Origin of the sequence: Parahalioglobus pacificus, assembly GCF_014652275.1 — a bacterium.
Taxonomy (GTDB): domain Bacteria; phylum Pseudomonadota; class Gammaproteobacteria; order Pseudomonadales; family Halieaceae; genus Parahalioglobus; species Parahalioglobus pacificus.
On sequence record NZ_BMYM01000002.1, the window covers coordinates 301,310 to 325,754 of the forward strand.

26 protein-coding genes are annotated in these 24,445 nt (G+C 57.3%); 8 read left to right on the forward strand and 18 right to left on the reverse strand.

Annotated elements, in window-relative coordinates; translation table 11 throughout:
• Positions 1 to 58: 58 nt before the first annotated feature.
• From IE089_RS10130 to IE089_RS10140, 3 genes are all read right to left on the reverse strand, one after another.
• Complete coding sequence (locus IE089_RS10130) at positions 59 to 694, reverse strand: thiol:disulfide interchange protein DsbA/DsbL (RefSeq protein WP_189477702.1); 636 nt, start codon at positions 692 to 694, stop codon at positions 59 to 61.
• Between the two features lie 120 nt (positions 695 to 814).
• The gene (locus tag IE089_RS10135; RefSeq protein WP_189477703.1) at positions 815 to 1,450 is read right to left on the reverse strand and encodes a c-type cytochrome; all 636 of its coding nucleotides are present in this window, start codon (positions 1,448 to 1,450) and stop codon (positions 815 to 817) included.
• A 31-nt stretch (positions 1,451 to 1,481) separates the two neighbouring features.
• On the reverse strand, positions 1,482 to 1,778 hold the full coding sequence (locus tag IE089_RS10140; protein WP_373294721.1) for a c-type cytochrome: 297 nt from the start codon (positions 1,776 to 1,778) through the stop codon (positions 1,482 to 1,484).
• A gap of 107 nt (positions 1,779 to 1,885) precedes the next feature.
• Here IE089_RS10140 and yihA point away from each other — a divergent pair, with 107 nt between their 5' ends.
• Positions 1,886 to 2,548, forward strand: coding sequence for a ribosome biogenesis GTP-binding protein YihA/YsxC (yihA, locus tag IE089_RS10145; protein WP_189477704.1), 663 nt, complete (start codon positions 1,886 to 1,888; stop codon positions 2,546 to 2,548).
• A gap of 207 nt (positions 2,549 to 2,755) precedes the next feature.
• On the opposite strand, the gene polA is transcribed toward yihA, so the two are convergent.
• A complete protein-coding gene (gene polA, locus IE089_RS10150) occupies positions 2,756 to 5,467 on the reverse strand; it encodes a DNA polymerase I (RefSeq protein WP_189477705.1) in 2,712 nt (903 codons plus the stop codon).
• A gap of 357 nt (positions 5,468 to 5,824) precedes the next feature.
• On the opposite strand from polA, the gene IE089_RS10155 reads away from it, so the two are divergent.
• Positions 5,825 to 6,094, forward strand: a complete 270-nt coding sequence (locus IE089_RS10155; RefSeq protein ID WP_189477706.1) for a hypothetical protein — start codon at positions 5,825 to 5,827, stop codon at positions 6,092 to 6,094.
• Between the two features lie 155 nt (positions 6,095 to 6,249).
• Here the strand turns inward: IE089_RS10155 and IE089_RS10160 are convergent, their stop codons facing one another.
• From IE089_RS10160 to IE089_RS10175, 4 genes are read right to left on the reverse strand one after another with little or no spacing between them, the layout of a single operon-like run.
• On the reverse strand, positions 6,250 to 6,900 hold the full coding sequence (locus IE089_RS10160; protein ID WP_189477707.1) for an SCO family protein: 651 nt from the start codon (positions 6,898 to 6,900) through the stop codon (positions 6,250 to 6,252).
• A gap of 14 nt (positions 6,901 to 6,914) precedes the next feature.
• Positions 6,915 to 7,811, reverse strand: coding sequence for a heme o synthase (cyoE, locus tag IE089_RS10165; protein WP_189477708.1), 897 nt, complete (start codon positions 7,809 to 7,811; stop codon positions 6,915 to 6,917).
• Between the two features lie 7 nt (positions 7,812 to 7,818).
• Complete coding sequence (locus tag IE089_RS10170; RefSeq protein WP_229802707.1) at positions 7,819 to 8,508, reverse strand: redox-active disulfide-containing membrane protein; 690 nt, start codon at positions 8,506 to 8,508, stop codon at positions 7,819 to 7,821.
• Positions 8,505 to 9,254 (reverse strand): SURF1 family protein, encoded by a 750-nt coding sequence (locus tag IE089_RS10175; RefSeq protein ID WP_189477709.1) that lies wholly within the window; start codon positions 9,252 to 9,254, stop codon positions 8,505 to 8,507. Before IE089_RS10175 ends, IE089_RS10170 begins: the two co-directional genes overlap by 4 nt.
• A 78-nt stretch (positions 9,255 to 9,332) precedes the next feature.
• Between IE089_RS10175 and IE089_RS10180 the strand changes: the two genes are divergently transcribed.
• Positions 9,333 to 9,575 carry a DUF2909 domain-containing protein gene (locus IE089_RS10180; protein WP_189477710.1) on the forward strand — a complete coding sequence of 81 codons (243 nt, stop codon included), beginning with the start codon at positions 9,333 to 9,335 and terminating at the stop codon, positions 9,573 to 9,575.
• Positions 9,576 to 9,633: 58 nt separating this feature from the next.
• Here IE089_RS10180 and IE089_RS10185 read toward each other — a convergent pair whose 3' ends face one another.
• From IE089_RS10185 to coxB, 4 genes are read right to left on the reverse strand one after another with little or no spacing between them, the layout of a single operon-like run.
• Positions 9,634 to 10,608: a cytochrome c oxidase subunit 3 gene (locus IE089_RS10185; protein WP_189477711.1), complete on the reverse strand. Its 975-nt coding sequence runs from the start codon at positions 10,606 to 10,608 to the stop codon at positions 9,634 to 9,636.
• Positions 10,609 to 10,652: 44 nt separating this feature from the next.
• A complete protein-coding gene (locus IE089_RS10190) occupies positions 10,653 to 11,213 on the reverse strand; it encodes a cytochrome c oxidase assembly protein (RefSeq protein WP_189477712.1) in 561 nt (186 codons plus the stop codon).
• 18 nt (positions 11,214 to 11,231) lie between these two features.
• Positions 11,232 to 12,812 carry a cytochrome c oxidase subunit I gene (gene ctaD / locus IE089_RS10195; RefSeq protein WP_189477713.1) on the reverse strand — a complete coding sequence of 527 codons (1,581 nt, stop codon included), beginning with the start codon at positions 12,810 to 12,812 and terminating at the stop codon, positions 11,232 to 11,234.
• A gap of 15 nt (positions 12,813 to 12,827) precedes the next feature.
• Positions 12,828 to 13,982, reverse strand: a complete 1,155-nt coding sequence (coxB, locus tag IE089_RS10200; protein WP_189477714.1) for a cytochrome c oxidase subunit II — start codon at positions 13,980 to 13,982, stop codon at positions 12,828 to 12,830.
• A gap of 302 nt (positions 13,983 to 14,284) precedes the next feature.
• On the opposite strand from coxB, the gene IE089_RS10205 reads away from it, so the two are divergent.
• Positions 14,285 to 15,613 (forward strand): MATE family efflux transporter, encoded by a 1,329-nt coding sequence (locus IE089_RS10205; protein ID WP_189477715.1) that lies wholly within the window; start codon positions 14,285 to 14,287, stop codon positions 15,611 to 15,613.
• Between the two features lie 84 nt (positions 15,614 to 15,697).
• Positions 15,698 to 16,342, forward strand: coding sequence for a hypothetical protein (locus tag IE089_RS10210; RefSeq protein ID WP_189477716.1), 645 nt, complete (start codon positions 15,698 to 15,700; stop codon positions 16,340 to 16,342).
• Between the two features lie 4 nt (positions 16,343 to 16,346).
• Here IE089_RS10210 and IE089_RS10215 read toward each other — a convergent pair whose 3' ends face one another.
• The 6 genes from IE089_RS10215 to IE089_RS10240 all read right to left on the reverse strand — a co-directional run bounded on the left by IE089_RS10215 (position 16,347) and on the right by IE089_RS10240 (position 21,387).
• Positions 16,347 to 16,595: a YheV family putative zinc ribbon protein gene (locus IE089_RS10215; RefSeq protein ID WP_189477717.1), complete on the reverse strand. Its 249-nt coding sequence runs from the start codon at positions 16,593 to 16,595 to the stop codon at positions 16,347 to 16,349.
• A 45-nt stretch (positions 16,596 to 16,640) separates the two neighbouring features.
• Complete coding sequence (aroE, locus tag IE089_RS10220; RefSeq protein ID WP_189477718.1) at positions 16,641 to 17,480, reverse strand: shikimate dehydrogenase; 840 nt, start codon at positions 17,478 to 17,480, stop codon at positions 16,641 to 16,643.
• 28 nt (positions 17,481 to 17,508) lie between these two features.
• Positions 17,509 to 18,417 (reverse strand): oxygen-dependent coproporphyrinogen oxidase, encoded by a 909-nt coding sequence (gene hemF / locus IE089_RS10225; protein ID WP_189477719.1) that lies wholly within the window; start codon positions 18,415 to 18,417, stop codon positions 17,509 to 17,511.
• A gap of 66 nt (positions 18,418 to 18,483) precedes the next feature.
• Positions 18,484 to 19,041 (reverse strand): L-threonylcarbamoyladenylate synthase type 1 TsaC, encoded by a 558-nt coding sequence (gene tsaC / locus IE089_RS10230; protein WP_189477720.1) that lies wholly within the window; start codon positions 19,039 to 19,041, stop codon positions 18,484 to 18,486.
• Positions 19,042 to 19,141: 100 nt separating this feature from the next.
• Positions 19,142 to 20,266 (reverse strand): DNA-processing protein DprA, encoded by a 1,125-nt coding sequence (gene dprA, locus IE089_RS10235; protein WP_189477721.1) that lies wholly within the window; start codon positions 20,264 to 20,266, stop codon positions 19,142 to 19,144.
• A gap of 86 nt (positions 20,267 to 20,352) precedes the next feature.
• The gene (locus IE089_RS10240) at positions 20,353 to 21,387 is read right to left on the reverse strand and encodes a LysM peptidoglycan-binding domain-containing protein (protein WP_189477722.1); all 1,035 of its coding nucleotides are present in this window, start codon (positions 21,385 to 21,387) and stop codon (positions 20,353 to 20,355) included.
• 252 nt (positions 21,388 to 21,639) lie between these two features.
• Here IE089_RS10240 and def point away from each other — a divergent pair, with 252 nt between their 5' ends.
• The 3 genes from def to rsmB are packed head-to-tail and all read left to right on the forward strand — an operon-like array spanning position 21,640 to position 24,428.
• Entirely contained in the window at positions 21,640 to 22,146 is a 507-nt protein-coding gene (gene def, locus IE089_RS10245) for a peptide deformylase (protein ID WP_189477723.1), read from the forward strand.
• 6 nt (positions 22,147 to 22,152) lie between these two features.
• Positions 22,153 to 23,121: a methionyl-tRNA formyltransferase gene (gene fmt, locus IE089_RS10250; RefSeq protein ID WP_229802708.1), complete on the forward strand. Its 969-nt coding sequence runs from the start codon at positions 22,153 to 22,155 to the stop codon at positions 23,119 to 23,121.
• Positions 23,118 to 24,428 carry a 16S rRNA (cytosine(967)-C(5))-methyltransferase RsmB gene (gene rsmB / locus IE089_RS10255; protein WP_189477724.1) on the forward strand — a complete coding sequence of 437 codons (1,311 nt, stop codon included), beginning with the start codon at positions 23,118 to 23,120 and terminating at the stop codon, positions 24,426 to 24,428. Before fmt ends, rsmB begins: the two co-directional genes overlap by 4 nt.
• The last annotated feature ends 17 nt before the right edge of the window (positions 24,429 to 24,445 follow it).

Sequence of the window (24,445 nt, forward strand, 5' to 3'; positions counted from 1 at the left end):
GGGGTTGTAACAAAAAAGGGCCGCAATTAGCGGCCCTTTTTATTGGGAGTTTCAAGCCTTAGCTACCTGCTTCGGCGCGCTCCTTGGCAATCAGGAAGTCCGCAATTTTCAACATGTTCGCCTGCCCCCCCGCCTTGCGGGTGCTGATGCGGTATTTCCCGTTCACCATCATCTCGGGCGTGCCGGTGATCTGTGCAGCCTTGGCGCGGGCCGAAGCCTGGCGTACCTGGCTGGATACACCGAAAGAATTGTATGCCTTGGTGAAATCTTCCTCGGATACGCCGTTAGCGGTGAACAAGGCGGCAATCTCTGACTCAGATGCCAGGCGACGGCGATCCACATTCATTGCTTGAAAGATCACGGGGTGCATGGTGTCCATCACATCCAACACCTGCGCTGCGTAGTACGCACGCGCATGTAACTCCATGGGTGCATTCCACACAGCGGGCGAGCCCTGGAAGGTAACGTCCTCACCCAGTGTCTTTTTCCACTGACCGAGCATGGGCTCAAAGTTGTAGCAGTGGCCACAGCCGTACCAGAAGAACTCGGTCACTTCGATCGCGTCAGGGTTAACGGTTCGAATAGCCGGGGAAATAACATCATAGTGGGTACCGGCTACCCAGTTATCGTCCTGAGCCAGCGCGAAAGTGGCGCTGAGCAGCAGCACCAGGGTCAGTGAAAATCGCTGCAACATTGCAATCTCCGATCAGTCTGTTGTGTGTTTGGACAGCAACAAGGCGTCACTGTTCACAGGGATAATTAGGTTTGCACAAAAAAAGGTGGCCGCAGCCACCTATTCGCTAATAGCGGCGCCTTACTTCAGGCCGGCCGCGTAGCTCGCCACGGCTTCGATCTCAAGATCGCTGAGACCGAAGGCTGTAGTGCGCATGATCATAATGTCCCCGTCATTGGTTCTGCCGGTTTCATCCTCATAGCCCTTGCGATAGGCGCGTAGCTGATCCGCAATGTACTGCGGGTGCTGGCCGGCCAATGCGGGGAAGCCAGCTGGCGCATTGCCTTTACCGTTGGGTGAATGGCAGGCCGTACACGCGGCAACATTGCGCTCCAGAATACCTGAGCGGTAAACCTTTTCGCCAAGCGCCAAAAGTTCTGGGTCCGCCTGGGCACCAGAACCCGCCTGGCTGGCATAGAAGGCCGCAATATCAGCCAGATCCTGATCGGACATATTATCGACCTGGCCCACCATGGTGGGTACCGGGCGAGCACCGTCGCGAATGTCCTTCATCTGCTTGAACAGGTACTTGGCACCCTGCCCCGCCAGCTTTGGAAACGTGGGTGCAGCGCTATTGCCATCTGCACCGTGGCAGGCTGCGCAGGTCGCGGATTTATCCTTACCCGCAGCAACGTCACCGGTGAGGCCGGCGTCTGCGGCGATAGCAATTTGGCTGCAGCCTAGTACGAGGCCAGCCGCTAGCAATACTTTCTTCATGGTTGTTCCAGGTTTAAATCGGTGTTTCCGCTTACTCAGCGGGCTTGGCCATATATTCGATCATGGCTTTGTAGTCTTCGTCTGTGCAATTGAAGCACATACCCTTGGGTGGCATTGCGTTCATGCCGTTGTTTACCGACTGCACCAGCACGTCCATACCCTTGGCCAGGCGTGGTTCCCAGGCTGCGGCGTCGCCGGTTTTAGGCGCGTTAGCGGCACCAGTGGTGTGACACACAGAGCAGCTCTTGTTGTACTTCTCCATATCGGGCTCAGCAAATGCAGCGCCGGCGGAAATAGCGAGAGACAAAACCAACAGTTTCTTCATCATAGACCTCGGTGAAATACCAAAACAGTTGCGCAAACGATTGATATCAGGCGAAAAAAGCTGTGGCATTATATACGACTTGCTGGCACTGAAAAAGGCGATCTAGCGCTATGGACAGTCAGGCCTTAACGGCACCCAAATACCGCGACGCGCAGTTTCTTACCAGCGCCAGTCGCCTCTCCCAGTGTCCCGAAGACAGTGGCTGGGAAGTGGCATTTGCTGGCAGATCTAACGCTGGAAAATCTAGCGCAATCAACAGCTTAACGAAAAATCACAAGCTGGCCAGAACCTCAAAGACACCGGGGCGCACACAGCTGATCAACTTCTTCTCTCTGTCGGAACAACAGCGACTGGTTGACCTTCCGGGCTATGGCTTTGCCAAAGTACCCAGGGCCGTCAAGGAGGAATGGACCCGCCAGTTAGAGAACTACCTGGCGAAGCGGGAGAGCCTGAGGGGCATGATTTTGCTGATGGACGTGCGCCATCCGCTGCAGCCTTTCGATCAACAAATGCTGGATTGGGCGCTGGCTGCGAATATGCCTGTTCATATTCTGTTGACCAAGGCCGATAAACTCAAAAAGGGGCCCGCCAAAAACACCCTGCTGAAGGTTCGGTCGGGTCTGGCGGCACATGCCGAACTGGTGAGTGTGCAGCTGTTTTCAGCTCTCAAACACACAGGACACGATGAGCTGGTAGCCGTACTCAATGCCTGGCTCACTGACACCAGTGTCTACGAAGAGGACGAGGAAGAGTTTATTGACGAGGCCCCGTGATATCCGTTTGGGCACCGAGTAAAAAAAGCCCGGTTGTCCGTAGGGGTGCAGACAACCGGGAGTCCTAGAGTCTCTGGGGAAAGAGACTTGCTCGGAGTTGACGGCCTAAGGGGGAGCCGTCAGGGTGTAGCAATCGCTACGAGAATTATGACCCGCGGGCATACAAAAAGTTCCCACTGCCCTTTCCCGGCAAGCAGCAGTTACCCGTTAGTGGGCCTCGTCCCAGTTATCCCCCACACCCGCCTCTACCAGCAATGGCACGTCAAGGCTGGCCGCAGCGGCCATACGCTCACACAATAAGGCACTCACCGTTTCTATCTGCTCTGTCGCTACCTCCAGCACCAGTTCATCGTGCACCTGCATGATGACATGGGCATCCACGACGCCCTGCCCCAGCCAGTCATCAACGGCCAACATCGCGCGCTTGATAATGTCTGCGGCCGTTCCCTGCATGGGTGCATTAATAGCCGTGCGTTCCGCTGCCTGCTGGCGCATTTTATTGCGCGCGTTGATCTCGGGCAGGTATAGGCGCCGACCGAACAAGGTTTCCACATAGCCCTGTTCATGGGCCAATTCACGGGTGCTGTCCATGTACTCCTTCACGCCGGGATAGCGGTCGAAGTAGCGGTCGATGTAGTCCTGGGCCTCATTCCTGCCCAGGTGGAGTTGCTTCGCCAGGCCGAACGCGGACATGCCATAGATCAATCCAAAGTTAATGGCCTTGGCTTTCCTGCGCTGCTCGCCGGAGACCGCGTCGAGATCCGTATCAAACACCTCAGCCGCCGTGGCGCGGTGTACATCCAACCCCTCTCGGAAGGCGCTTAACAGGCCCGCATCCCCAGAGAGGTGGGCCATAATGCGCAGCTCAATCTGGGAGTAATCTGCAGCGACAATGCGGTAGCCCTCGGGTGCGATAAAGGCCTTGCGGATGCGTCTGCCCTCCTCCGTGCGAATGGGAATGTTCTGCAGGTTGGGATCGGATGAAGAGAGCCGGCCAGTGGCGGTCACTGCCTGGTGATACGAGGTGTGCACACGCCCACTGACGGGGTTAATCATTTCCGGCAGCTTGTCGGTGTATGTGGATTTGAGCTTGTTCAGGCTGCGATGTTCCAGCAGCAGTTTGGGCAAGGGATAATCCAGCGCGAGCTCAACCAACACCTCTTCCGCGGTGGAAGGCGCACCCTTGGGGGTCTTTTTAACTACCGGGAGCTCAAGCTTCTCGAACAGGATCTCGCCGATTTGCTTGGGTGAACCGAGATTAAAAGGCTGCCCCGCTGCATCGTAGGCCTGTTGCTCCAAAGTCTGCAAGCGCGCCCCAAGCTCCGCACTCTGGGTAGCCAGCATCTCACGCGACAACAGGGCCCCGTGGCGCTCAACCCGCGACAGTATCGGAACCAAAGGCAACTCGAGATCCGTGAGCACCCTCTCCAATGTGGGCTCTGCTTGCAACTTCGGCCACAGCTCGTGGTGCAGGCGCAGGGTAATGTCCGCGTCTTCTGCGGCGTATGGCCCGGCCTGCTCTAGAGGAATCTGATTGAAAGTGAGCTGTTTAGCGCCCTTCCCTGCAATATCCTCAAAATGAATGGTTTTCTGGCCAAGGTATTTGAGGGCCAGGCTGTCCATATCGTGCCGTGTGCCCACCGCATTCAGGACGTAGGATTCCAGCATGGTGTCAAAGGCAATGCCGCGCAGTGTTATGTCATGGTTCGCCAGAACCGATGCATCGTATTTTAGGTTTTGGCCCACCTTTCTGACATCGGCGTCTTCCAGCAAGGGCTTTAACGCACCCAGCACGGTCTCCGCGCTCAATTGCTCTGGCGCACCCGGGTAGTCATGGGCAAAAGGCACGTAGGCCGCCCTGCCCGGCTTCACCGCGAATGAGACGCCCACTACCCTCGCCTCCATATAATTCAGGCTCGTGGTTTCCGTATCAAAGGCAAACAGCTCCGCCGCCTTTAGAACCTCCAGCCACCGGGCAAACACAGCCTCATCCAACACGGTCTCGTAATCTGTCTCGATGGCCTCAACCACCGGCGCTTCGCCATCTGTGAGTAGCTCATCCAGCCAGCCTTTGAACTCCATACGGGTGAACAGCTGCACAAGCGCCTCGTTGTCTGTGGCACGGTTTTCCAAATCCGAGGGGCCTTCCGGCATTTCCACGTCTGTCTTAATCGTGGCAAGCGTGTAAGACATGAATGCGTTGTCCCGCTCTGCCTCCAGCTTTGCGGCCATGGTTTTAGCCCCGCGAAATGACAGCGTCTCAACTTGATCCAGCGAATCGTAAATCGACTGCAGGCCACCCAGGCCCTGCAGCAGTCCCAGGGCGGTTTTCTCACCAACGCCAGCAACACCGGGAATGTTATCGACCTTGTCGCCCATCAAGGCGAGAAAATCGATGATCAACTCCGGGCCAATACCAAACTTTTCTACGACACCGTCGGGGTCCATCACCGTGTTAGTCATGGTGTTGACCAGGGTCACGCGATCATCAACCAGCTGCGCCATGTCTTTGTCGCCAGTGGAGATAATCACTTTGCGCGCTTCGCTGCTGGCTTGCCTGGCCAGGGTGCCAATCACGTCATCCGCCTCAACGCCTTCGATACACAACAGGGGAAGCCCCATGGCTCGCACGATGTCGTGTATGGGCTGCACCTGCTCCCGCAGCTCGTCAGGCATGGATGGGCGGTTAGCCTTGTACTCGGGGTACATGTCATCCCGGAACGTCTTGCCCTTAGCATCAAACACCACAACAACCGGGCTGTCGGGATAGTCCAACTGCAAGCGCCGCAGCATGCTGATCACACCTTTAACGGCACCCGTGGCTTCACCCTTGGAGTTGGTCAGCGGTGGCAAGGCATGGAAGGCACGGTACAGGTACGAAGAGCCATCGACGAGGACCAGGGGAGGGGAATCAGACATAGAGTTCTACAAACTAGAAGGCACAAACGGTCAGCGCATTAAAGCCGATAGAGTAGGGGATTGCCACGGCCACGGGGTGGATTCCGGGAGCAATGCTCTGCCGATCACTGATCCTGCGCGAAAGTGGCCATCCGTAGCGTCGATGCGCATGGTGAGCACGCAGGCCTACATGAAAGTAACACTTTTTCCTTAGTTCGGCCTGGCAGCATTACTGTAATAAAATCAGAAGATTAGACACTGTGAATTTCTCATAGTATTACGCGCCATTGCTTTAATTGTCACAAATCCAGCCAATAATACTTTGCGTAACACATAGCGTTACATATATATACATCAGCGGTGCAAAAGGAGCATGCGATGAAAAGTTTAGAGTTGCTGGGTTTCTTAATGGTACTAATATCTGTCGGCGTCAGTGCGAACAGCGGCGACGAGACCAAGTCGGTATCCAGCGCAAACGAAGATGCAGAAACCGTGATGGCCCAGGCGACTGATGCTAAGGGCCAGGCTGCGATTGACCAACAGGCAGCTGCGATCAGCGCTGCGTTGGAGGCACAGTTGGAAGCAAGACTCGAAGATTCAGCCGCCTCTGTGATACTGAGAGACAGGCTGACAGTGGGCGCCAACTAACCTACGAGGCGCGTATGCGCTATAGCTGTGACAACGAGGTGGAGCAGTTAACAAGGCTTCGCACAGGTATCAACTGGGCATTTACCGGCGTTCCCGGCTAACGCGTCTACGGTCACCGAAGACGGCCGCCTACGCAAAGAGCGCGGGCGATGGTGTTAGTGGTCCCAGAAATACCTGGCAGACCGGTAAGTGACCTTCATTTTAGCCATGTCCAGAGGCGCTTTGAAAAACCCATGGTAGTCACCCTTAGGGTTTATCAGTACCACATTGGAACCGTGATCAATCAGGTAATTTTCATCCTGGCCTGGCACCTTCCTGAACGGGGCATTCATGGCGGTCGCGACCCTGAAAAGATCAAGAAACTCACCCGTGACGCCCGTGAAGTCGGGATTGAAATAGGGAACGTAAGCCGCCAGCTGCTCGGGCGTGTCACGCGCGGGGTCAACAGAAATCATCACCACGCGGGTATCGTCAACTTCGGTGCCTTCCAGCTCCGTCATCAGGTTGTTAAGGAACGACATGGTGGTGGGGCAGATATCCGGGCAATAGGTAAAGCCGAAGAACACCAAGGTCCATTGACCTTCCAGTGAGGCCGGCACGAAGGGCTCTCCGTGGTGGTCTACCAGCTCAAAGTCCCCGAGGTCTCTGGGCGTATCGAGCAGATAAAAGCCATTCGCCTTCATCTCATCCACCGTCATCACCCTGGGCTGCTGAATCCGGTAGACGAATCCAGCGACGATCACCAGGATAAAAGCCAGCACAGCAGCAACGGTTAGCCGCACGCCTTTCGCTTGAGCAGCATTCATGGGTTCACCTCATTTCAGGGCTGGAGCGGGAACAAGTAATGGTCCAGCAACATAATCAGGAACAGGGCCATCAGATATATGATGGAGTACTTAAAGGTTTCCATTGGCGCCTTGGGATTGTTGCCACGCAACAACACAATCGCCCAATACAGAAAACCCGCACCCAAAACGACAGCGCCCCCAAGATAGAGCGGGCCGCTAAGCCGGGTAGCGTAGGGCAGCAGGGTAATCAGGAACATGATCACGGTGTACAGGAGGATATGCAGCTTGGTGAACGCTACGCCGTGGGTGACGGGCAACATGGGAATGTCCACTGCCGCGTACTCTTCCCGTCGATGGATCGCCAGCGCCCAGAAGTGCGGCGGCGTCCAGGCGAAGATAATCAGCACCAATAACAAGGCGTGACCATGAATCTCGCCCGTCACCGCGGTCCAACCCAGCAGGGGCGGGGCGGCGCCGGCCAGGCCACCAATCACAATGTTCTGTGGTGTAGCGCGCTTCAGGAACATGGTGTAGATAAACGCGTAACCCACAAGCGATGCCAGCGTCAGCCAGGCCGTGAGCGCATTCACCCAGATCAACAGAATGGCCATTCCCAACACGCCTAGCACCAGTGCAAAGATACTTGCCTGCAGGGTTCCAACCCGGCCCTGGGCCATCGGCCGATTGCGGGTGCGCGCCATGTGCTGATCCACACGCTGATCGACCAGATGGTTCACTGCGGCGGCGGCTCCGGCGCAGAGGGCAATGCCGAGGTTGCCTAGAATAAGGGGTACCCAGGGCACCCAACCGGGTACCGCCATACACATGCCTATCACGGACGTGAGGATCATCAGAGCCACCACGTTCGGCTTGGTGAGCTCTTTGTAGTCTCGCCAGGTAGCGCGTTCGGTCATTGCTGTGTCCGCCATAGCACCTTTATCCCCCCGAGTTCTTCAACAGGAATTTCAGGTCACTCATAACGTCGCGGTAACCCACGGACTTGTCATACGACATCATCACCCAGCCCGCAGGATCCACCAGATACCAGATGTCAGGATCCTCAGCCAGCTCGGGAAACAGCGCGCTGAAGTCTTCAGCACTGATCGAATAATCCTTAAGGCCTCTATGGTCCCTATCCAGCAGGGCAGCCAGTGAATCGGGCAGGTCACCGCCATCTTCGAGGGTATTTACTGTAAGCGCAGTCTCAGCAATCGGCGTATCGGACACATAGGCCCTGGCCAGACGGTTAAACTCCTTACCCATAGCCACATGAATCTGACGTGTCAGGTAGAGGCGCTGCTCACAGGCCAGGTCACACGCACTGCCCGGTGAGGGCACCAGCATTATCCAACGCGCCTCGCCATCGGTAGCACCCCAATCAGCGATGCGTCCATCCCGCCCATACAAATCCACATCGGTGATCTGGCGCGGTGGGTCGAGCAGCGCACCCTGGTTTGCGGTTCCGATCATGCCCACAAGGTCGAGATCACCCCGCACGACAAAAAACCACAGCCAACTCGCTGCAAGAATCATCGTCAGTGGGATACCGGCAATCAGCAATAGCACCAGTCGTCCGGTATTGGGTTGTGTCTGTGTTTCCATGTCTATGTCTTGGGTTCCAGTCATTCGTTACGCCCCCTGAGCAGCTGCCAGAGGTTGCTACTGCGAAAAATAAACAATAAGAGCAGCGCGGCGGCCATAGTAAACCACTGTACAGCGTAGCCAAGATGTTTTGCCGGGCTGACATTTACGACTTGCCAGTCCACTGCCAACGACCCTGGCTCACCCGCATCGATACGTAGAGGGTAGGGTAGTAGGGAGGCACCAAGGCGCTCGGTTAGCGCTACCGACAACTTGTCCATCTCAAGCGCCTGCAGTCTCAGCGGCCACTGGCCAGTCAAATCCTGCTCAGCTAATAAATACGGGTCGCCGGGCGCCACGTAAACATGCCCCGATACGGTCACAGGCCCTGTCAGTTCAGGGATATCCGGCAGGGCTCGTCGCGCGGGATCACCGGCAATCCAGCCGCGATTAACCAGCAACAGCTGGTTAGTTGGCAGCGACATAACAGAGACGACTTCATAGCCGTAGCGGCCACCTTGAATCCGGTTATCCAGCAGAATGTGGCGCTCCGGCAGAAACTGCCCCTCAGCAACCACGGGCAAATAGGCCAATAACTCTGGATCGCCCTCCATAAGCGTACTGGATACTACCTGCGGAGGTGCAGCGCTGCGCTGTTCAAAGGCAGTCGCGAGTGCCTCTTTCTCGTCTGCACGCTCCAGCTGCCAAAAGCCCAGGCTAACAAACACGGGTAACAGAACCGCTGTAAACACCGCGGTGCGCCACTCTACATCCAGCTTCAGCGTTGCCATTGTGACCATCCTGAAGGGTCCGCTCTCCGGCTTTTACGCCGCCTCGCGGTTATACTAGGCGCGACAAGGAGACCCGTTTTGCTAAAAGTACTGATCGTAATCTTTATGCTGGCGTTAGTAGCCAGCCTGGGTAGCGGCTTTTTCTTCCTGATGACCGATCAGGGAGATAAGCGTAGCCGCCGCTTATTCCACTCTCTGGGTGTACGTCTGGGGCTGGCCCTTGGCCTGATCTTCCTGATTACCTATGGCGTTGCATCCGGACAGCTGGGCAACAGAAACCCCTGGGACGCTGGCCCGATACCGCAGTCTGAATTGGAGTGAGAGTGGCCGGAAGACGGCGGAGGGCAGGGCGGCATTACGCCGCCCGCGTGAGCAGTACTTACAGGATGTAGACGAACAGGAACAGGAACACCCACACCACGTCAACGAAGTGCCAGTACCAGCTGGACGCTTCAAAGCCGAAGTGATCATCGGCGGTGAAATGACCGCCGCGCACACTGCGCAACCACTGAATCAGCAACATGGTCATCCCCATCAATACGTGGAAACCATGGAAGCCTGTCAGCATGAAGAAGGTTGAGCCGTAAATACCGGAGTTCAGCGTCAGACCGAAGTGTGCGTACGCTTCGTAGTACTCATAGGCCTGCACGAAAACGAAGATAATACCCAGCAGTACCGTCAGGCCCAGCCACAGGTTGAACTTCTTCTTGTTACCGTCCAGCAGACCCATGTGCGCGATGTGTACAGTGAAGCTGGATGACAACAGAATGATGGTGTTCCACAGGGGCAGCCACTTGTACCACGCCGCGGCATCGCCAAAGGCCATCGTGGTTTCAGCACTCTGATAGGTGCCGTTGTTGGCTGTGATCTGGTTCGCTACGCCACCAATGGCTTCCTGAGGCGTCTGCAGCATAGGCCAGGTGTACTCAAAGCCTTCCCACAGCAGGTAGTTCATGCGACCGCCTTCACCTTCACTGGCCAGCCAGGGACCAGCCAGGTTGCGCACATAGAACAGGGCGCCAAAGAAGGCGAAGAAGAACATCACTTCCGAGAAGATGAACCAGAACATGCCCAGCACATAGGATTTTTTCAGCTGAGCACTGTTGAGCCCTTCGATGTTCTCCTTGATGGCAATGCGGAACCAGTTGAACAGCGTTGCTGCAAAGAAGAACAGGCCGATCCAGAATATGGACCATGAGCTGGTGGCTGCTTCTGGGTCGCCAAACGTCATGTCGTTCATGATGCTGGCGGCACCAAAAATACTGAGCATCAGACCTATAGTGGCGCAGACCGCCAACTTGCTTTTGTCCGGTACGTAATACGTTTCGTACTCTGTGGATGTCTGACTTGTCATTGTGTTTCTCCGATTAACTCACGCAGGTTCCCCTGCACTGCGTGTCAGCGAGCGGCGACTGCGCCGTTCACCATATCTGTAACATCAAAAATCGTGTAGGACAGTGTGATGGTCTTGATATCACGGGGTAACTCCTGGTCCACGATAAACTGGAGGGGCATTTCTGCTACGCCGCCACCTTCCAGTGGCTGCTGATTAAAACAGAAGCACTCCGTTTTATGAAAATACTCTGCCGCACGAGAGGGCGATACGCTGGGTATAGCCTGGGCAACCATATCCTGGGGCAATGGGTTGCGCGCCAGGAAAATCGTATCGTTGGAAGCGCCGGGATTCACCTTCATCGCCGTAACGTCAGGGCGAAACTCCCAGGGCATACCGTCATTGTTAGTTGCCACAAACTGAATGGTGATCTCGCGAGACTCATCCACACCGGCCTGCACCGAGGTGTAGGCGGTGTCAGACGTTTTACCGTTGATCCCCAGGGCATCACATAGCACGTCGTACAAGGGCACCATGACGACAAAGACGAAGGCGAACATCCCGATAGCAACCACAACCAGCTTGGCAGCGGTATCGATCGCGGGGTTGTCACTCACTCGAATCATGGTCAGCAGCCTCCGAACTTATGCGTGTGCGGGCTTGGCATCCAGCGTGGGCGGTGTTTCAAAGGTGTGGTAGGGCGCTGGTGTTGCAACCGTCCACTCCAAACCTTCCGCGCCGTCCCATACTTTCTCATCGGAAACCGGCTTACCGGCTACGATGGTCGCAATCACGTTGTACAGGAACAGGATCTGCGAGGCGCCATAGATGAAGGCGCCGATGCTGGACATCATATTGAAGTCAGCAAACTGCAGCGCGTAGTCCGGGATACGACGGGGCATACCTGCCAGACCCACGAAGTGCTGCGGGAAGAAGGTCACGTTAAAGCCGATGAACGAGATCCAGAAATGGGTCTTACCCATGGTCTCGTTGTACATACGACCACACCACTTGGGCAGCCAGTAGTAAACAGCAGCGGTCATTGAGAATACCGCGCCTGCCACCATCACGTAGTGGAAGTGGGCAACCACGAAGTAGCTGTCGTGGTACTGGAAGTCAGCCGGCGCAATGGACAGCATCAGGCCAGTGAAGCCACCGATAGTGAACAGCACCAGGAAGCCGATACAGAACAACATGGGCGTTTCAAAGGTCATGGCGCCACGCCACATGGTAGTAATCCAGTTGAAAACCTTCACACCCGTGGGCACGGCGATCAGCATGGTGGCGTACATGAAGAACAGCTCACCTGCGATGGGCATGCCTACTGTGTACATGTGGTGAGCCCACACGATGAACGACAGGAAAGCGATAGACGCTGTCGCATACACCATAGAGTCATAGCCGAACAGCGGCTTGCGGGAGAACGCAGGTATGATCTGCGAAACCACACCGAAGGCGGGCAGAATGATGATGTACACCTCGGGGTGACCGAAGAACCAGAAGATGTGCTGGAACAAGACGGGGTCACCGCCACCGGCTGCACTGAAAAAGCTGGTGCCGAAGTGGATATCCATCAGCATCATGGTGACCGCGCCTGCCAGTACCGGCATTACAGCGACCAGCAGGAAGGCCGTGATGAGCCATGTCCATACGAACAGGGGCATCTTCATGTAAGTCATGCCGGGCGCACGCATGTTCATTACCGTGGCAATGATATTGATGGAGCCCATGATGGAAGACAGGCCCAGCACGTGAACCGAGAAGATGAAGTAGGTGACTGACGGCGGCGCGTAAGTCGTGGACAGCGGCGCATAGAAAGTCCAACCAAAGGCCGGTGCACCACCTTCCATGAACAGCGAGGAAGCCAGAAGCAGGAATGCCGGTGGCAAGATCCAGAAGCTCCAGTTGTTCATCCGCGGCAGCGCCATATCGGGCGCGCCAATCATCATTGGAATCATCCAGTTAGCCAGGCCTACAAAGGACGGCATGATGGCACCAAACACCATCACCAGACCGTGTAGCGTGGTCATCTGGTTGAAAAATGCGGGGTCTACCAGCTGCATTCCAGGCTGAAACAGCTCCGCGCGGATAACCATCGCGAAGGCGCCACCCATGATGAACATGGCAAACGAGAACCACAGGTACATGGTTCCGATGTCTTTGTGGTTGGTGGTAAATAGCCACCGGGAAAGGCCCTTGGCGGGGCCGTGGTGATGATCTCCCATCTTATACTCCTCCAATTAACCTTTCTTGTGATTGAACACATCAATGGGCTGAACCATATCGCCCATATTGTTGCCAAATGCGTTGCGCTGGTAGGTAATAACAGCCGCCATTTCGACGTCGTTGATCTGGCCACCGAAAGCCTGCATGGCCGTGCCAGCTACGCCGTTGATGCCGACGTCAAGGTGGCCCGCCAGATCGCCTGTAGCGATCGCGCTTGCAGCAATTGCCGTTCCTACACCGCCTTCACCGTTGGCGCCGTGACAAGCGAGGCAGTTGCGGTCGTAGACGGCTTTACCGCGCTCCATCAGCTCGTCCATGGTAAAGGTCTGAGCCATCAGCTCTTTGATTTCAGCAGCTTCAGCTTTTTTGCCAGACAGCCACTCGTCGTATTCGCCTTGGCTGACAACGTTGACGACCACGGGCATGAACCCGTGGTCCTTGCCGCACAGTTCGGCACACTGGCCACGGTAGATGCCTTCTTCTTCAGCCAGCGTCCAGGTTTCATTGATGAAACCGGGAATTGCGTCTCTCTTGACGGCCAGCTCAGGCACCCACCAAGCGTGGATAACATCGTTTGCGGTAACGAGGAAGCGCACTTTGGTGTCTACGGGAATCACCAGCGGTTCGTCGACTTCAAGCAGGTAATGCTGGCCCTTGTCTTCGGAGTTGTAAATTTCGCTCTGGGGAGTGCGCAGATTCGAGAAGAAGCTGACGTTTTCACCGTCGTCGCTGAGGTACTCATACTTCCACTTCCACTGGTATCCCGTGATGAGGATGTCCATCTCGGCATCTTCTACGTCGTAAATCTCCAGCAGCGTGGAGGTGGCCGGTACAGCCATGCCGATAAGAATGAGGAATGGGACCACTGTCCAGGCAATCTCTACCTTGGTGCTCTCGTGGAAGGTCGCGGGCGTAACGCCGCGTGATTTGCGGTGATAAATAATGGAGTAAAACATCACCCCAAATACCAGCAGGCCGATAATGACGCAGATCCAGAAGATGGTCATGTGCAGGTCAAAAATGTTCTGGCCTACCGCGGTGACACCGGGGGCCATGTTGACCTCATTCACCTTTTCGCCAGCAGCCATTACGCCAGCACTTACCATGCTCAAAAGCATCAGCACAGGACCGAGCGCCAGCTTTGCCAGCCGCTTCGCTTCAAAACACATTTCCCGTGTCTCCATTTGTTGTCTAGAAAGTTTCCAACTGGCTCTGCCCAATGCACCACCTCGTTGATAGCAGGGCTTTTCGGGTGCTGCCGCACCTTCTATGGGGCGGTCAAACTCGTCCGAACGCAGCCGTGGCAGGACAGTTGATACGCTTTCCCTGCAGCCAGCAAAAATCACCGCGCAGAGAAGCGGCGGGATTATAGCGAATGTAGGCAGGAAAAACACTAAAGCGCAGGTTTCACAAGGGCTTAGCCACCGCAACTTAACCGGATTTGCACCGGGGATGCTGATATCCTCAACATATGGCACAGCTTAGGCCAATAGACCGCAAGATATGGGGCATCGCCTGGCCCGCGATCCTGTCAAATCTCTCCATTCCGTTGCTCGGTCTGGTGGACGGGGCCATCCTGGGCAATCTCGGGGATGCGCGGTACCTGGGCGCCGTTGCTCTCGGTGCCGCCCTTCTCTCCTTCCTCTACTGGGGATTCAGTTTTCTCCGCATGGGCACAACGGGGCTGGTAGCCCGGGCTGTGGGCGCTGAGGACCAGGAAGAGGCCTTTCTGGTACTGGCCCGCTCCATGGCCCTGGCCCTGGGCCTGGCGCTGCTTGTCGCGCTCGCTCACCCCCTCTGGCTGGGCGCAGGCTTCGCCCTCATGCAGCCCTCGCAGGAATTACTGCCGTTGGCCAACAGCTATGCCAGCCTGCGTATCATTAGCGCGCCAGCGGTATTGCTGACCTATGCCATCGTAGGCTGGTTTATTGGCCACCAGAACACACGCTGGCCCATGGCCATTATGATCACCACCAACCTCATCAATATCGGTTTGGACTTCCTGTTCATCATCGGCCTGGGATGGGGCAGTGATGGCGCGGCTATTGCCACAGTCGTTGCAGAGTACATGGGCCTGGCCCTCGCACTCACACTGGTAGCCAGGGATGTTGCGCCCGACAAGTGGCGGGCGGCGCTGCCACAGCTGATGAACATCAGTGGTTACGGGCGTCTTCTGCAAAGCAATCGCGACTTGTTCCTGCGCACTGTGTGTCTACTGGCCAGCTTCGCCTTCTTCACCAGCATGGGCGAAAAGCTTGGGCCGGAAGTATTGGCGGCGAATGCATTACTGCTGCAGCTGCTGATGCTGGCGGCTTACGGGCTGGACGGATTTGCCTTCGCGGCTGAAGGCCTGTGCGGAACGGCACTGGGGGCGCGGCAGCTCGATGGATTCTATGCCGCCGTGAGGCGCTGCGCCTTTTGGACCTACCTCACGGCTATCGGGCTGAGTATCAGTTTCGCCTTACTGCACCCAGTGCTATTCCCCTGGCTGACTAACCTTCCCGAGATTTCCACACAGCTCTACCGGCATGTGCCCTGGCTGATTGCGCTCCCGATTCTTGCAGCACCCAGCTACCTGCTGGACGGGGTCTTTATCGGCAGCGCACAAACGCGACCCATGATGTGGACCATGCTAGCCAGCGCCGCGCTGGTCTACCTACCGCTGTGGTACTTCACACAAGCGCTCGGAAACCATGGACTTTGGCTGTCTTTCAGCCTGTTTAACGCCGCTCGGGGAGTAAGCCTCTGGGCTTACTACCGCCATTACAACGCCACCGGCCGCTGGCTTCAGACCCGTTAAAAAGCCCTGCCAACATGGCCAAATCCCCATGTTGGTCTAGCCTAAACACTAACCGGGGTAGGGGCTGTATCGGCAGGAGGCTCCATGACAGCGGTAAACATTCGAGAAATGGTTAATCGTGCGCTGGCGCAAGAGCAGCGTAGCGGGGAACTTCGCTCCCGTCTGGAGCGTGCAATGCCCCAATTGCACCAGCGCCTGGATATTCACGGCGAAGAACCCGCCGAGACGCTGCTTGCCTTTGTATCCAGCTATATCGCCAGTGTGCCCGGCTGCCTGATGCTGGTAACGGCGGCCAGCAAACGTCTGGGTTTCTATGACTATGCCGCGCCTTTCCTGGCGGTTGCGGAAGACTTCTTTCTCGCACCACCCAGTGAGCTCGATGAGGATGGGGGTCTAATGGCATTGTTGGACGAGGCCTTTCTGGCGCACCGCCTATTGGAGGAGATCAACGACCGACACCTACAACACCTCGGTAGACCACTGCTGCCGCTGGATATGACCGAAGCCAACACCATAGCGCACCATCTGATTGGGGATACCAAAGCCACGAGGCTGGAGCACCTGATTCAGTTCACTGCAGACCGTCTGCTGCACAAGGAGCACCTTTGGGAACCGCTGAAAGACTTACCGGGTAGTCAGGCGGGTGGCGGTGCACATTTCGATGGCGAGAGTTTGGGAGCCCCGGGCAGGGCAGTGAGACTACGTCTGGCGGAGGCGCGGCCCGTTTAGCGATTCAGTCTTCGTTGGGATCCAGTAGCCGAACCGGTTGGGCGTCAGTTTCAACGCGCCTGGCGGCGGCGCGATTCACACGGGTGGGCACTTCGCCAGGGGTCGGGCCCTCGGGGCGCTCATCCGTGAACCCACAGGCCACGCACTCTCGGGTATCCGTATCGAGATTAACCACCAGCTTGTCCATCTCGCCACAGCGCGGACAAACTGCACCTGCGATAAAGCGACGGCGGGTGTGATCGGGACGGTTCATGCTATTCGCTCTAACTTGACTTGCTTGAGTGTAACAACTTCCGGCTCAGGCCGCGGCGAGCGCCTCGCGTAGCTGCAGTATTACTGCACCCGTATCTGGCCTTTCACGCCGCCAAAGATAGAAAGACTCGGCCGCCTGCTCCACGAGCATGCCCAGGCCATCGGCCACTGCCCAGGCGGCGTTCTGGGCTGCCCAGCGCATAAACACCGTGGGCTCACTGCCGTACACCATGTCGTAGCAGCAGCTTCTCTCTGTCAGCAGCGACGGGGGTAGGTCCGGCATTTCCCCACTTAAACCGGCACTGCTGGCATTGATAATCAGGTCGAACTGCCGACCCTCCCAAAGATCATAGCCACCCCCGGTGATGGCATCGCTAAGATCGACAAACTCCTGCGCGAGCGTCACTGCCTTATCGGGGGTCCGATTAGCAATCACCAATTCGCGCGGTTTTTCCCGCAGCAGCGGCTCCAGCACACCGCGAACGGCACCGCCCGCGCCAATCACCAGTACCCGCGCCCCATTAATACTCCAACCGTGATTGGCAATCATGTCGCGCACAAGGCCTACGCCGTCCGTGTTATCGCCCAACAGCTCACCCTCATCCGAGAGTGCCAGGGTATTCACCGCACCGGCGCGCATTGCCCTGCGAGAAAGCGAATCCGCTAACCGGTGGGCCTCATGCTTGAACGGCACCGTGATATTCAGACCCTTGCCGCCGCCCTCAAAGAAGCGCCCGGCCGCTGCAGCAAACTCATTCATCTCAACCAATACTGCGCGGTATTGAATAGCGTGCCCAAACTGCTCGGCAAAGGCGGCATGAATCAGGGGTGATTTGCTGTGCTTAATGGGGTTACCAAACACAGCGTATTTGTCGACGTCAGTCACGACACTCCTACAGACGAACGGAGACGGCTCAGGCCTGTGCCAGCCAATCCCTGTCGGTCAAGTAATACTCGGTGAGCGCTGCTTCATCGGAGCCGGGCTCGGGTTGGTAATCATACTCCCAGCGCACCAGCGGCGGCAGGGACATCAAAATGGCCTCGGTGCGTCCATCGGATTGCAGACCGAACAGGGTGCCGCGGTCGTAGACCAGGTTGAACTCCACGTAGCGCCCTCGTCGGTATAGCTGAAAGTCTCGCTCACGCTCACCGTAGGGCTGGCTTTTACGCCGGTTTACAATGGGCCGGTAAGCACGAATATAAGAATCGCCCACCGCCTGCATAAAGCTGAAACAGGTGTCAAAGTCCCACTCATTGAGGTCGTCGTAAAACAGCCCTCCGACACCGCGAGGCTCTGCCCGGTGCTTGAGGTGAAAGTACTCATCACACCATTTCTTATAACGCGGATAGACATCCTCGCCAAAAGGCGCACAGGCAGACGCCGCTTCCTGATGCCAGGCGATACAGTCTTCTTCATTACCGTAATAGGGCGTGAGGTCGTAACCACCACCAAACCACCATACGGGATCTTCGCCCGGCTTTTCAGCCACAAACAGGCGCACATTGGCATGAGACGTGGGCACGTAGGGGTTGCGCGGGTGAATCACTAGAGATACACCCATCGCCTGAAAACTGCGCCCGGCCAGCTCTGGTCGAGAGGCGCTGGCGGAGGGTGGCAGACTGGCGCCCACCACATGAGAGAAATTGACGCCCGCTTTTTCAAACACAGCACCTTCGGACAATACACGGCTGCGGCCACCGCCGCCCTCGGCGCGTTGCCACTCGTCAACGATAAAAGATGCCTGCCCGTCTTCTTCGGCCAGCTGGCTACAGATATCGTCCTGTAAACCCAGCAGATAACTCTTCACTGCTTCAACGTGCATAGCCTGTCCATCCATTCAAAAGGCGGGGCATTATAGCGGTCAGCGTCCAGAGGCCGTTGATCTGGGTCAGGCCCGGATCACGCGGTCGGTGGCAAGATCACGGATAACCGACGGCCGTGTCCCCGGCCCGGTTTCACCCGGTGCGATCGCATCCAGCGTACCGCCAAAGTAACGCACAACCTGAAAACGGCGCCGGGGCGCTTGCTTGCCCGCAGGATTGGCCGAGGTTGAAATCAAAGGAGCGCCCCAGGCCTGACACAAGGCTTGCACCACCGGATGACTGCTTACTCTCACCGCCACCGTATCGTGCTGGCCGCTTACCCATTGGGGAATACGCCCCTGGTGTGGCACCAGCCATGTGTTGGGACCAGGCCATGAGGCCTCCAGCTTCTTGCGCTGCGCTGGCGTAATGCCCGCCAATAGACCCTCCAGCTGCCCAATATCTGCAGCAACAATTATCAGGCCTTTCTCGACAGGCCGTTGCTTGAGCTCCAACAGACGAAGGACCGCCTCGGCATCAAGCGGGTTGCAGCTCAGACCCCAGACAGCCTCTGTAGGACAGGCAACAACGCCGCCGAGGCCAAGGATGTCTGCCACTGACTGCACTCGAAACGTTGTCTGCACCGAACACCTACTGCTGTGAATAAAGCCTGCGACTGCGATTCGCTATCGTCGCGGTCGCGGGGCGCAGAGTGTATCAGTGCCGTAGCAGCGAACCAACGGATTACGCCCTGGCCAGTCCACCGTGACTTCTCACCAGGAAACCCTCCAACTCCAGCTGCGTCGCCAACGCCTGCAGCTCCGACGCTGACAGGCCCGTATCAGCTGCCAGCTGTTCAGAACTGACCGCGCATTCACTGAGGTGATCAAACAAACGCCTGGCTTTGGCGTCTAGCGCCTCGGGGTCACAGCCACTGTTCTGCTCCGGGACCGGCGCAGCAAGGTCGGAAAACCAGCCCAGACCGTCCAGTACGTCCTGCGCATCTCTGACCAGCGTGGCGCCATCCTTAAGCAGTTGTAAACACCCTGCGCCGCCAGCATGAAGCACCGACCAGGGTACGGCGCAGACATCGCGGCCTTGCGCGGCAGCCGAAGATGCCGTGAGCAGTGAACCACTGGGTAGCGCCGCCTCTACTACCACCGTAGCGAGTGACAAGCCGCTGATAATCCGGTTTCTGCGGGGAAAGTGGTGGCGCATGGGCGCAGTGCCTGGCGCGAACTCCGTGACAAGTGCGCCGTGCGCGACAATGTCCTGGGCAAGCGCTTCGTGCCGTCGTGGGTAAATGGTGTCGATACCACTGGCCATGGCAGCAATGGTTCTACCACCTGCAGCTATCGCTCCCCGGTGACACTGCCCATCGATTCCAAGCGCAAGGCCACTGGTGACAACCACACCGGAATAGCTCAACTGTTCCGCCAGCTGATGTGCGACCTTCCGCCCTGCCGGACTGCTACTTCGACTGCCAACCATCGCAACCTGACTCAGTGCCAGGGTGGCGGGGTCTCCACGCACATAGAGCAGCGGCGGTGGGTCAGGGATCACGCTCAGTAGGGGTGGGTAGTCATCGCTGCAAGGTTCCAGAATGTGAACACCCAGTCGCTGTACAACAACCAAAGCACGTTCCACATCAAACTTAGGTTGCCGCGCCACCCCCGTCTCTCTGGCAAACGCCAGCGCAGCCAGCTGCACTGGCGTCAAACCTGCGTCCAGCCAGTGAGATTCTGGGGCGCTAAGCGTAGTCAGGGCCGGGCTGCGATTCAGCAGTGCCAGCAAGGCCTTATCGTTCAGTTCAGGAATGCTGTGAAGCAGGAGGCAGGCGCGCAGCTGCGCCTCGTCGGGTATGAGCATTGTCTGTCTTCCTTGACATTGGGGTTTTTGCCAGCACTTCCGGGAAGTGTCAGCCGGCCCGGCATCCTGCCGGGCCGCGAAAATCTTTAGGGGTTCTTTACCTTGTCCCCGACCTTGAGAACACGATTCGCCTTCAGTACAAGCGCATAGCTCGCCTTTTCAAACGTTTCGAACACCATCAGCAGGCCGGCACGAGAGTCGGGTAGCACCACGTTATCCCCCGCGACTTTGTCGGCCACCAGACCGCCTGACTGATAAATCGCCAGCACGTGACCAGTTTCCAGACCGTCGCGCTTTCCTTTATTTAGCACCACCACATCAGTAGTGCCGATCTGCGTGATACCGCCGTCAACCGCGATCATAAAGCCATCGGTAATGGTTGTTTCGGGTGCCCTGGGCTGGAAAGTGGCATCGATGACGCGCTCTTCCAGAGGCAACAACCGGTCTGCAATGCGAACCTCTTCAGTGACACGTGTGATTTCGAGCTCGGTCACCGGGTCGCTGTTGCTGCTGAGCAGCTGCGCGGTACCGATATCCTGCGCCTGATAGCCCAGCAGCTCTTCGGTAATGGGGTCAACGTAGGTGTCGCTTGAACGGTAAATGCCGTAGGTGCGTTCGTCCGCCGGGAAAGGGCCTCGACCATACACTCGGTCACCCGGTGAGCTAATCAAAGCACCCTGATCGCCCGCGACCACGTAGGCAGAATTGTTGAGCTCATCTGCGCCCATAATGCGGTGGCCACGCAAAAATGCGCCAATCTGATCAAGCGGGATCAGTGGAATGGCCAGATCCAGCGGTGTCACCCGCATGTTCGGTGTCAGTTTTACGTCGCGTCCGCGAGTGAGACGCAGACGGGGCTGCCCGTCTACCCAAACTATATTGAGTACGTCGCCAGGGTAGATGAGATGCGGGTTATCTATCTGCGGATTAACGTCCCACAACTCGGGCCACAGCCAAGGCTGCTGCAGGTACATGCCCGAGATGCCCCAGAGGGTGTCGCCCTTCTTGACGGTGTAGGTTTCCGGATAATCTTCATTCAATGCGACCTGCGCCTGCAGCGTTGCACTGAAAATCACAGACGATGCCAGTAGCAGGCATGCGGTGAGTGACCTAATGTTCATTCTTGTGCCCCTATCATGGTCTTTCTTATTCTCTGCCCGTAACGTAAAAGCATAGCAGCCTCCCTGCAAATTGCCCCGGCAGATCTGGCATGCTGCCTTTTCAGGTACGTCCCCTAGCGCTTAGCGCCGCTACCCCAGCAGCTGTATAATAGACACAGTTTGCGGTTGCCATACGCCACTGGCAAGCCAAATGTGACTAATTCACCAATGCCTGATTCACCCGATCCGGCCCCTTACTGAGCGTCTGTATTCATGGCTGTACTCGAGATACTGGAATTCCCCGACCCCAGGCTGCGCACCGTTGCCAAGCCGGTAAAGGTCGTAGACAACGCCATGCGCGCTCTGATCGACGACATGTTCGACACCATGTACGACGCACCCGGTATTGGTCTGGCAGCATCACAGATCGATGTGCATCAGCGCCTGCTGGTCATTGATGTGTCTGAGGATCGCTCTGAGCCCCTGGTGTTCATCAACCCGCAGGTTGAAGTGCTGGACCCTGAACTGGGCGAGTACGACGAGGGCTGTCTCTCAGTGCCCGGGTTTTACGAAACCGTTAACCGCCCTCGGCGCATAAGGGTGAACGCGCTGGACCGCAACGGCGAGCCCTTCACACGGGAACTGGAAGGCCTGCTGGCGATTTGCCTGCAGCATGAAATCGACCATCTCGATGGCAAACTGTTTGTGGATTACATCTCACCACTTAAACGCCAGCGAATTCGGCGCAAGCTGGAAAAAGCGCACAAGAAAAGGGCATAACAGAAAGTGAGCGCCAACAAACTGCGAATCATCTTCGCAGGCACCCCCGAGTTTGCAGCCCTTCATCTGGACGCCCTCTTAGACAGCGCTCACAATATCGTGGCGGTGTACACACAGCCTGATCGGCCGGCCGGCCGCGGCAAAAAGCTGCAGGCAAGCCCGGTGAAACAACGCGCAGTGGCAAGGGGCATTCCTGTGCTGCAGCCGCCTTCACTGAAGGACCCCGAGGTACAGAAGGTACTCAGCGATTTCGAAGCCGATGTGATGGTTGTGGTGGCCTACGGGCTGATACTGCCGCAGGCTGTGCTCGACGCGCCTCGCCTGGGGTGCATCAATGTGCACGCCTCACTGCTGCCGCGCTGGCGCGGTGCTGCGCCTATACAACGCGCAATTGAGGCGGGCGATGCCAAAACAGGCACCACCATCATGCAGATGGAGGCCGGGCTGGATACCGGGCCCATGCTCGCCATGGCCGAATGCCCCATAGAGTCTGAAACAACCGCCGCGGAACTGCACGATACACTGGCCTCCCTTGGTGCCCCACTGTTGGTGTCCACGCTGGGCTCTGTGGAACAGCATCTGCGTGACGCGGTTACTCAGGACGATTCCCTGGCCTGTTATGCCGAAAAAATTCTCAAGCCCGAAGCCCGCATCGACTGGCGGGAAAGCGCTGAGGAAATTGCACGCAAGGTTGCCGCTTTCAATCCCTTTCCCGTGTGCTTTACTGAACTGGGCAACGACCGCCTCAAGCTGTGGCGAGCGACAGCGCAGCCATCAGCAAACCACGAAGCGCCGCCGGGAACACTGCTGGCCAGCGACAACAACGGGATCCTGATTGCCTGTGGCGAAGGCGCACTGTTGGCCACAGAGTTGCAGCTGCCCGGCGGTCGCGCCATGTCCAGTCAGGACCTGCTCAACGCCCGCGCCCAGTCGTTTTCCCCCGGGCAGAGGTTGGGTAACAACGCCCAACAATGAGTAAGCCTACGGCCAGGAACACTCGCGCCCTCGCAGCCACCACCGTCGCGCGGGTTATGGCGGGGGATTCACTGAATCACTGCCTGCAGACAGCCATCTCGCAATGTGCGCCCGAGAGCCGCGGGCTGCTGCAGGAGTTGTGCTACGGAACACTCCGCCTCTCGCCCCTGTTGGATGCCGTCATGCAACAGATGCTGAACAAACCGTTAAAAGCTAAAGACAACGATGTTCGGGCCTTGATTCTGATGGGGCTCTACCAGCTGCATGCGATGCGGATACCCCCACATGCAGCGGTTTCAGAAACCGTCGCTGCAACCCGCGCCCTCAAAAAACACTGGGCAAAGGGCATGTGCAATGCGCTACTGAGGCGTTTCCAACGGGACGCTGACGCCCTACTGGATGGCGTAAGTTCTGCCGAACGCAATGCGCACCCCCGCTGGCTATTCGATGCTCTACACAGCCAGTGGCCCGAGCAGGCGGGGACGATTGTTGCGGCAAATAACGAACGTCCGCCTATGACGCTGCGAATCAACCCCCAGCAGACCTCCCGGGATGCTTACCTTCAGTTGTTATCTGATCACGACATTGCTGCCTCCCCGGGGGTGGTGAGTGCCGCTGCCGTGCGACTGGAAGACCCCTGTGACGTTGAACTACTGCCTGAATTCGATTCCGGCTACTGCAGCGTGCAGGATGAGGCAGCGCAATGCGCCGCGGAACTGCTGGATGCGCAACCGGGTGAGTACATTCTTGATGCCTGCGCGGCGCCTGGTGGAAAAACCTGTCATATCGCAGAGTGCACACCCGGGCTGGAAGCACTGGTCGCGATGGACGTTGACGCAGATCGCCTGCTCAAAGTGCAAGAAAATGCAGAGCGCCTTCAGCTGGCGGTTGATTGCCGACAAGGCAATGCTGCGCAGCCGGATGATACGCTTGACGGCATGACCTTCGATCGCATCCTTGTGGATGCGCCCTGCTCCGCCACCGGCGTTATCCGCCGCCACCCGGACGTAAAAATACTTCGGCGCAGCAGTGACGCCCGCGGATTTGCGGCGCAACAACTCGCCATTCTGCAGGGGCTGTGGCCAAGGCTACGAGACGGCGGAGTCTTGCTGTACGCCACCTGCTCGGTGCTGAAAGAAGAAAACGATGACACGGTTCAGGCTTTCCTGGGATCGCAACCGGAGGCCTCCATCGAAACCATCTCTCGCAACGGTGGTTACAACACAGAACACGGCTGGCAGCTGCTGCCTGATCCGAATGGGACTGACGGTTTGTACTACGCGCGGCTGCGCAAAACCCGCGCTTGAGCTTTGTGCATAATTCC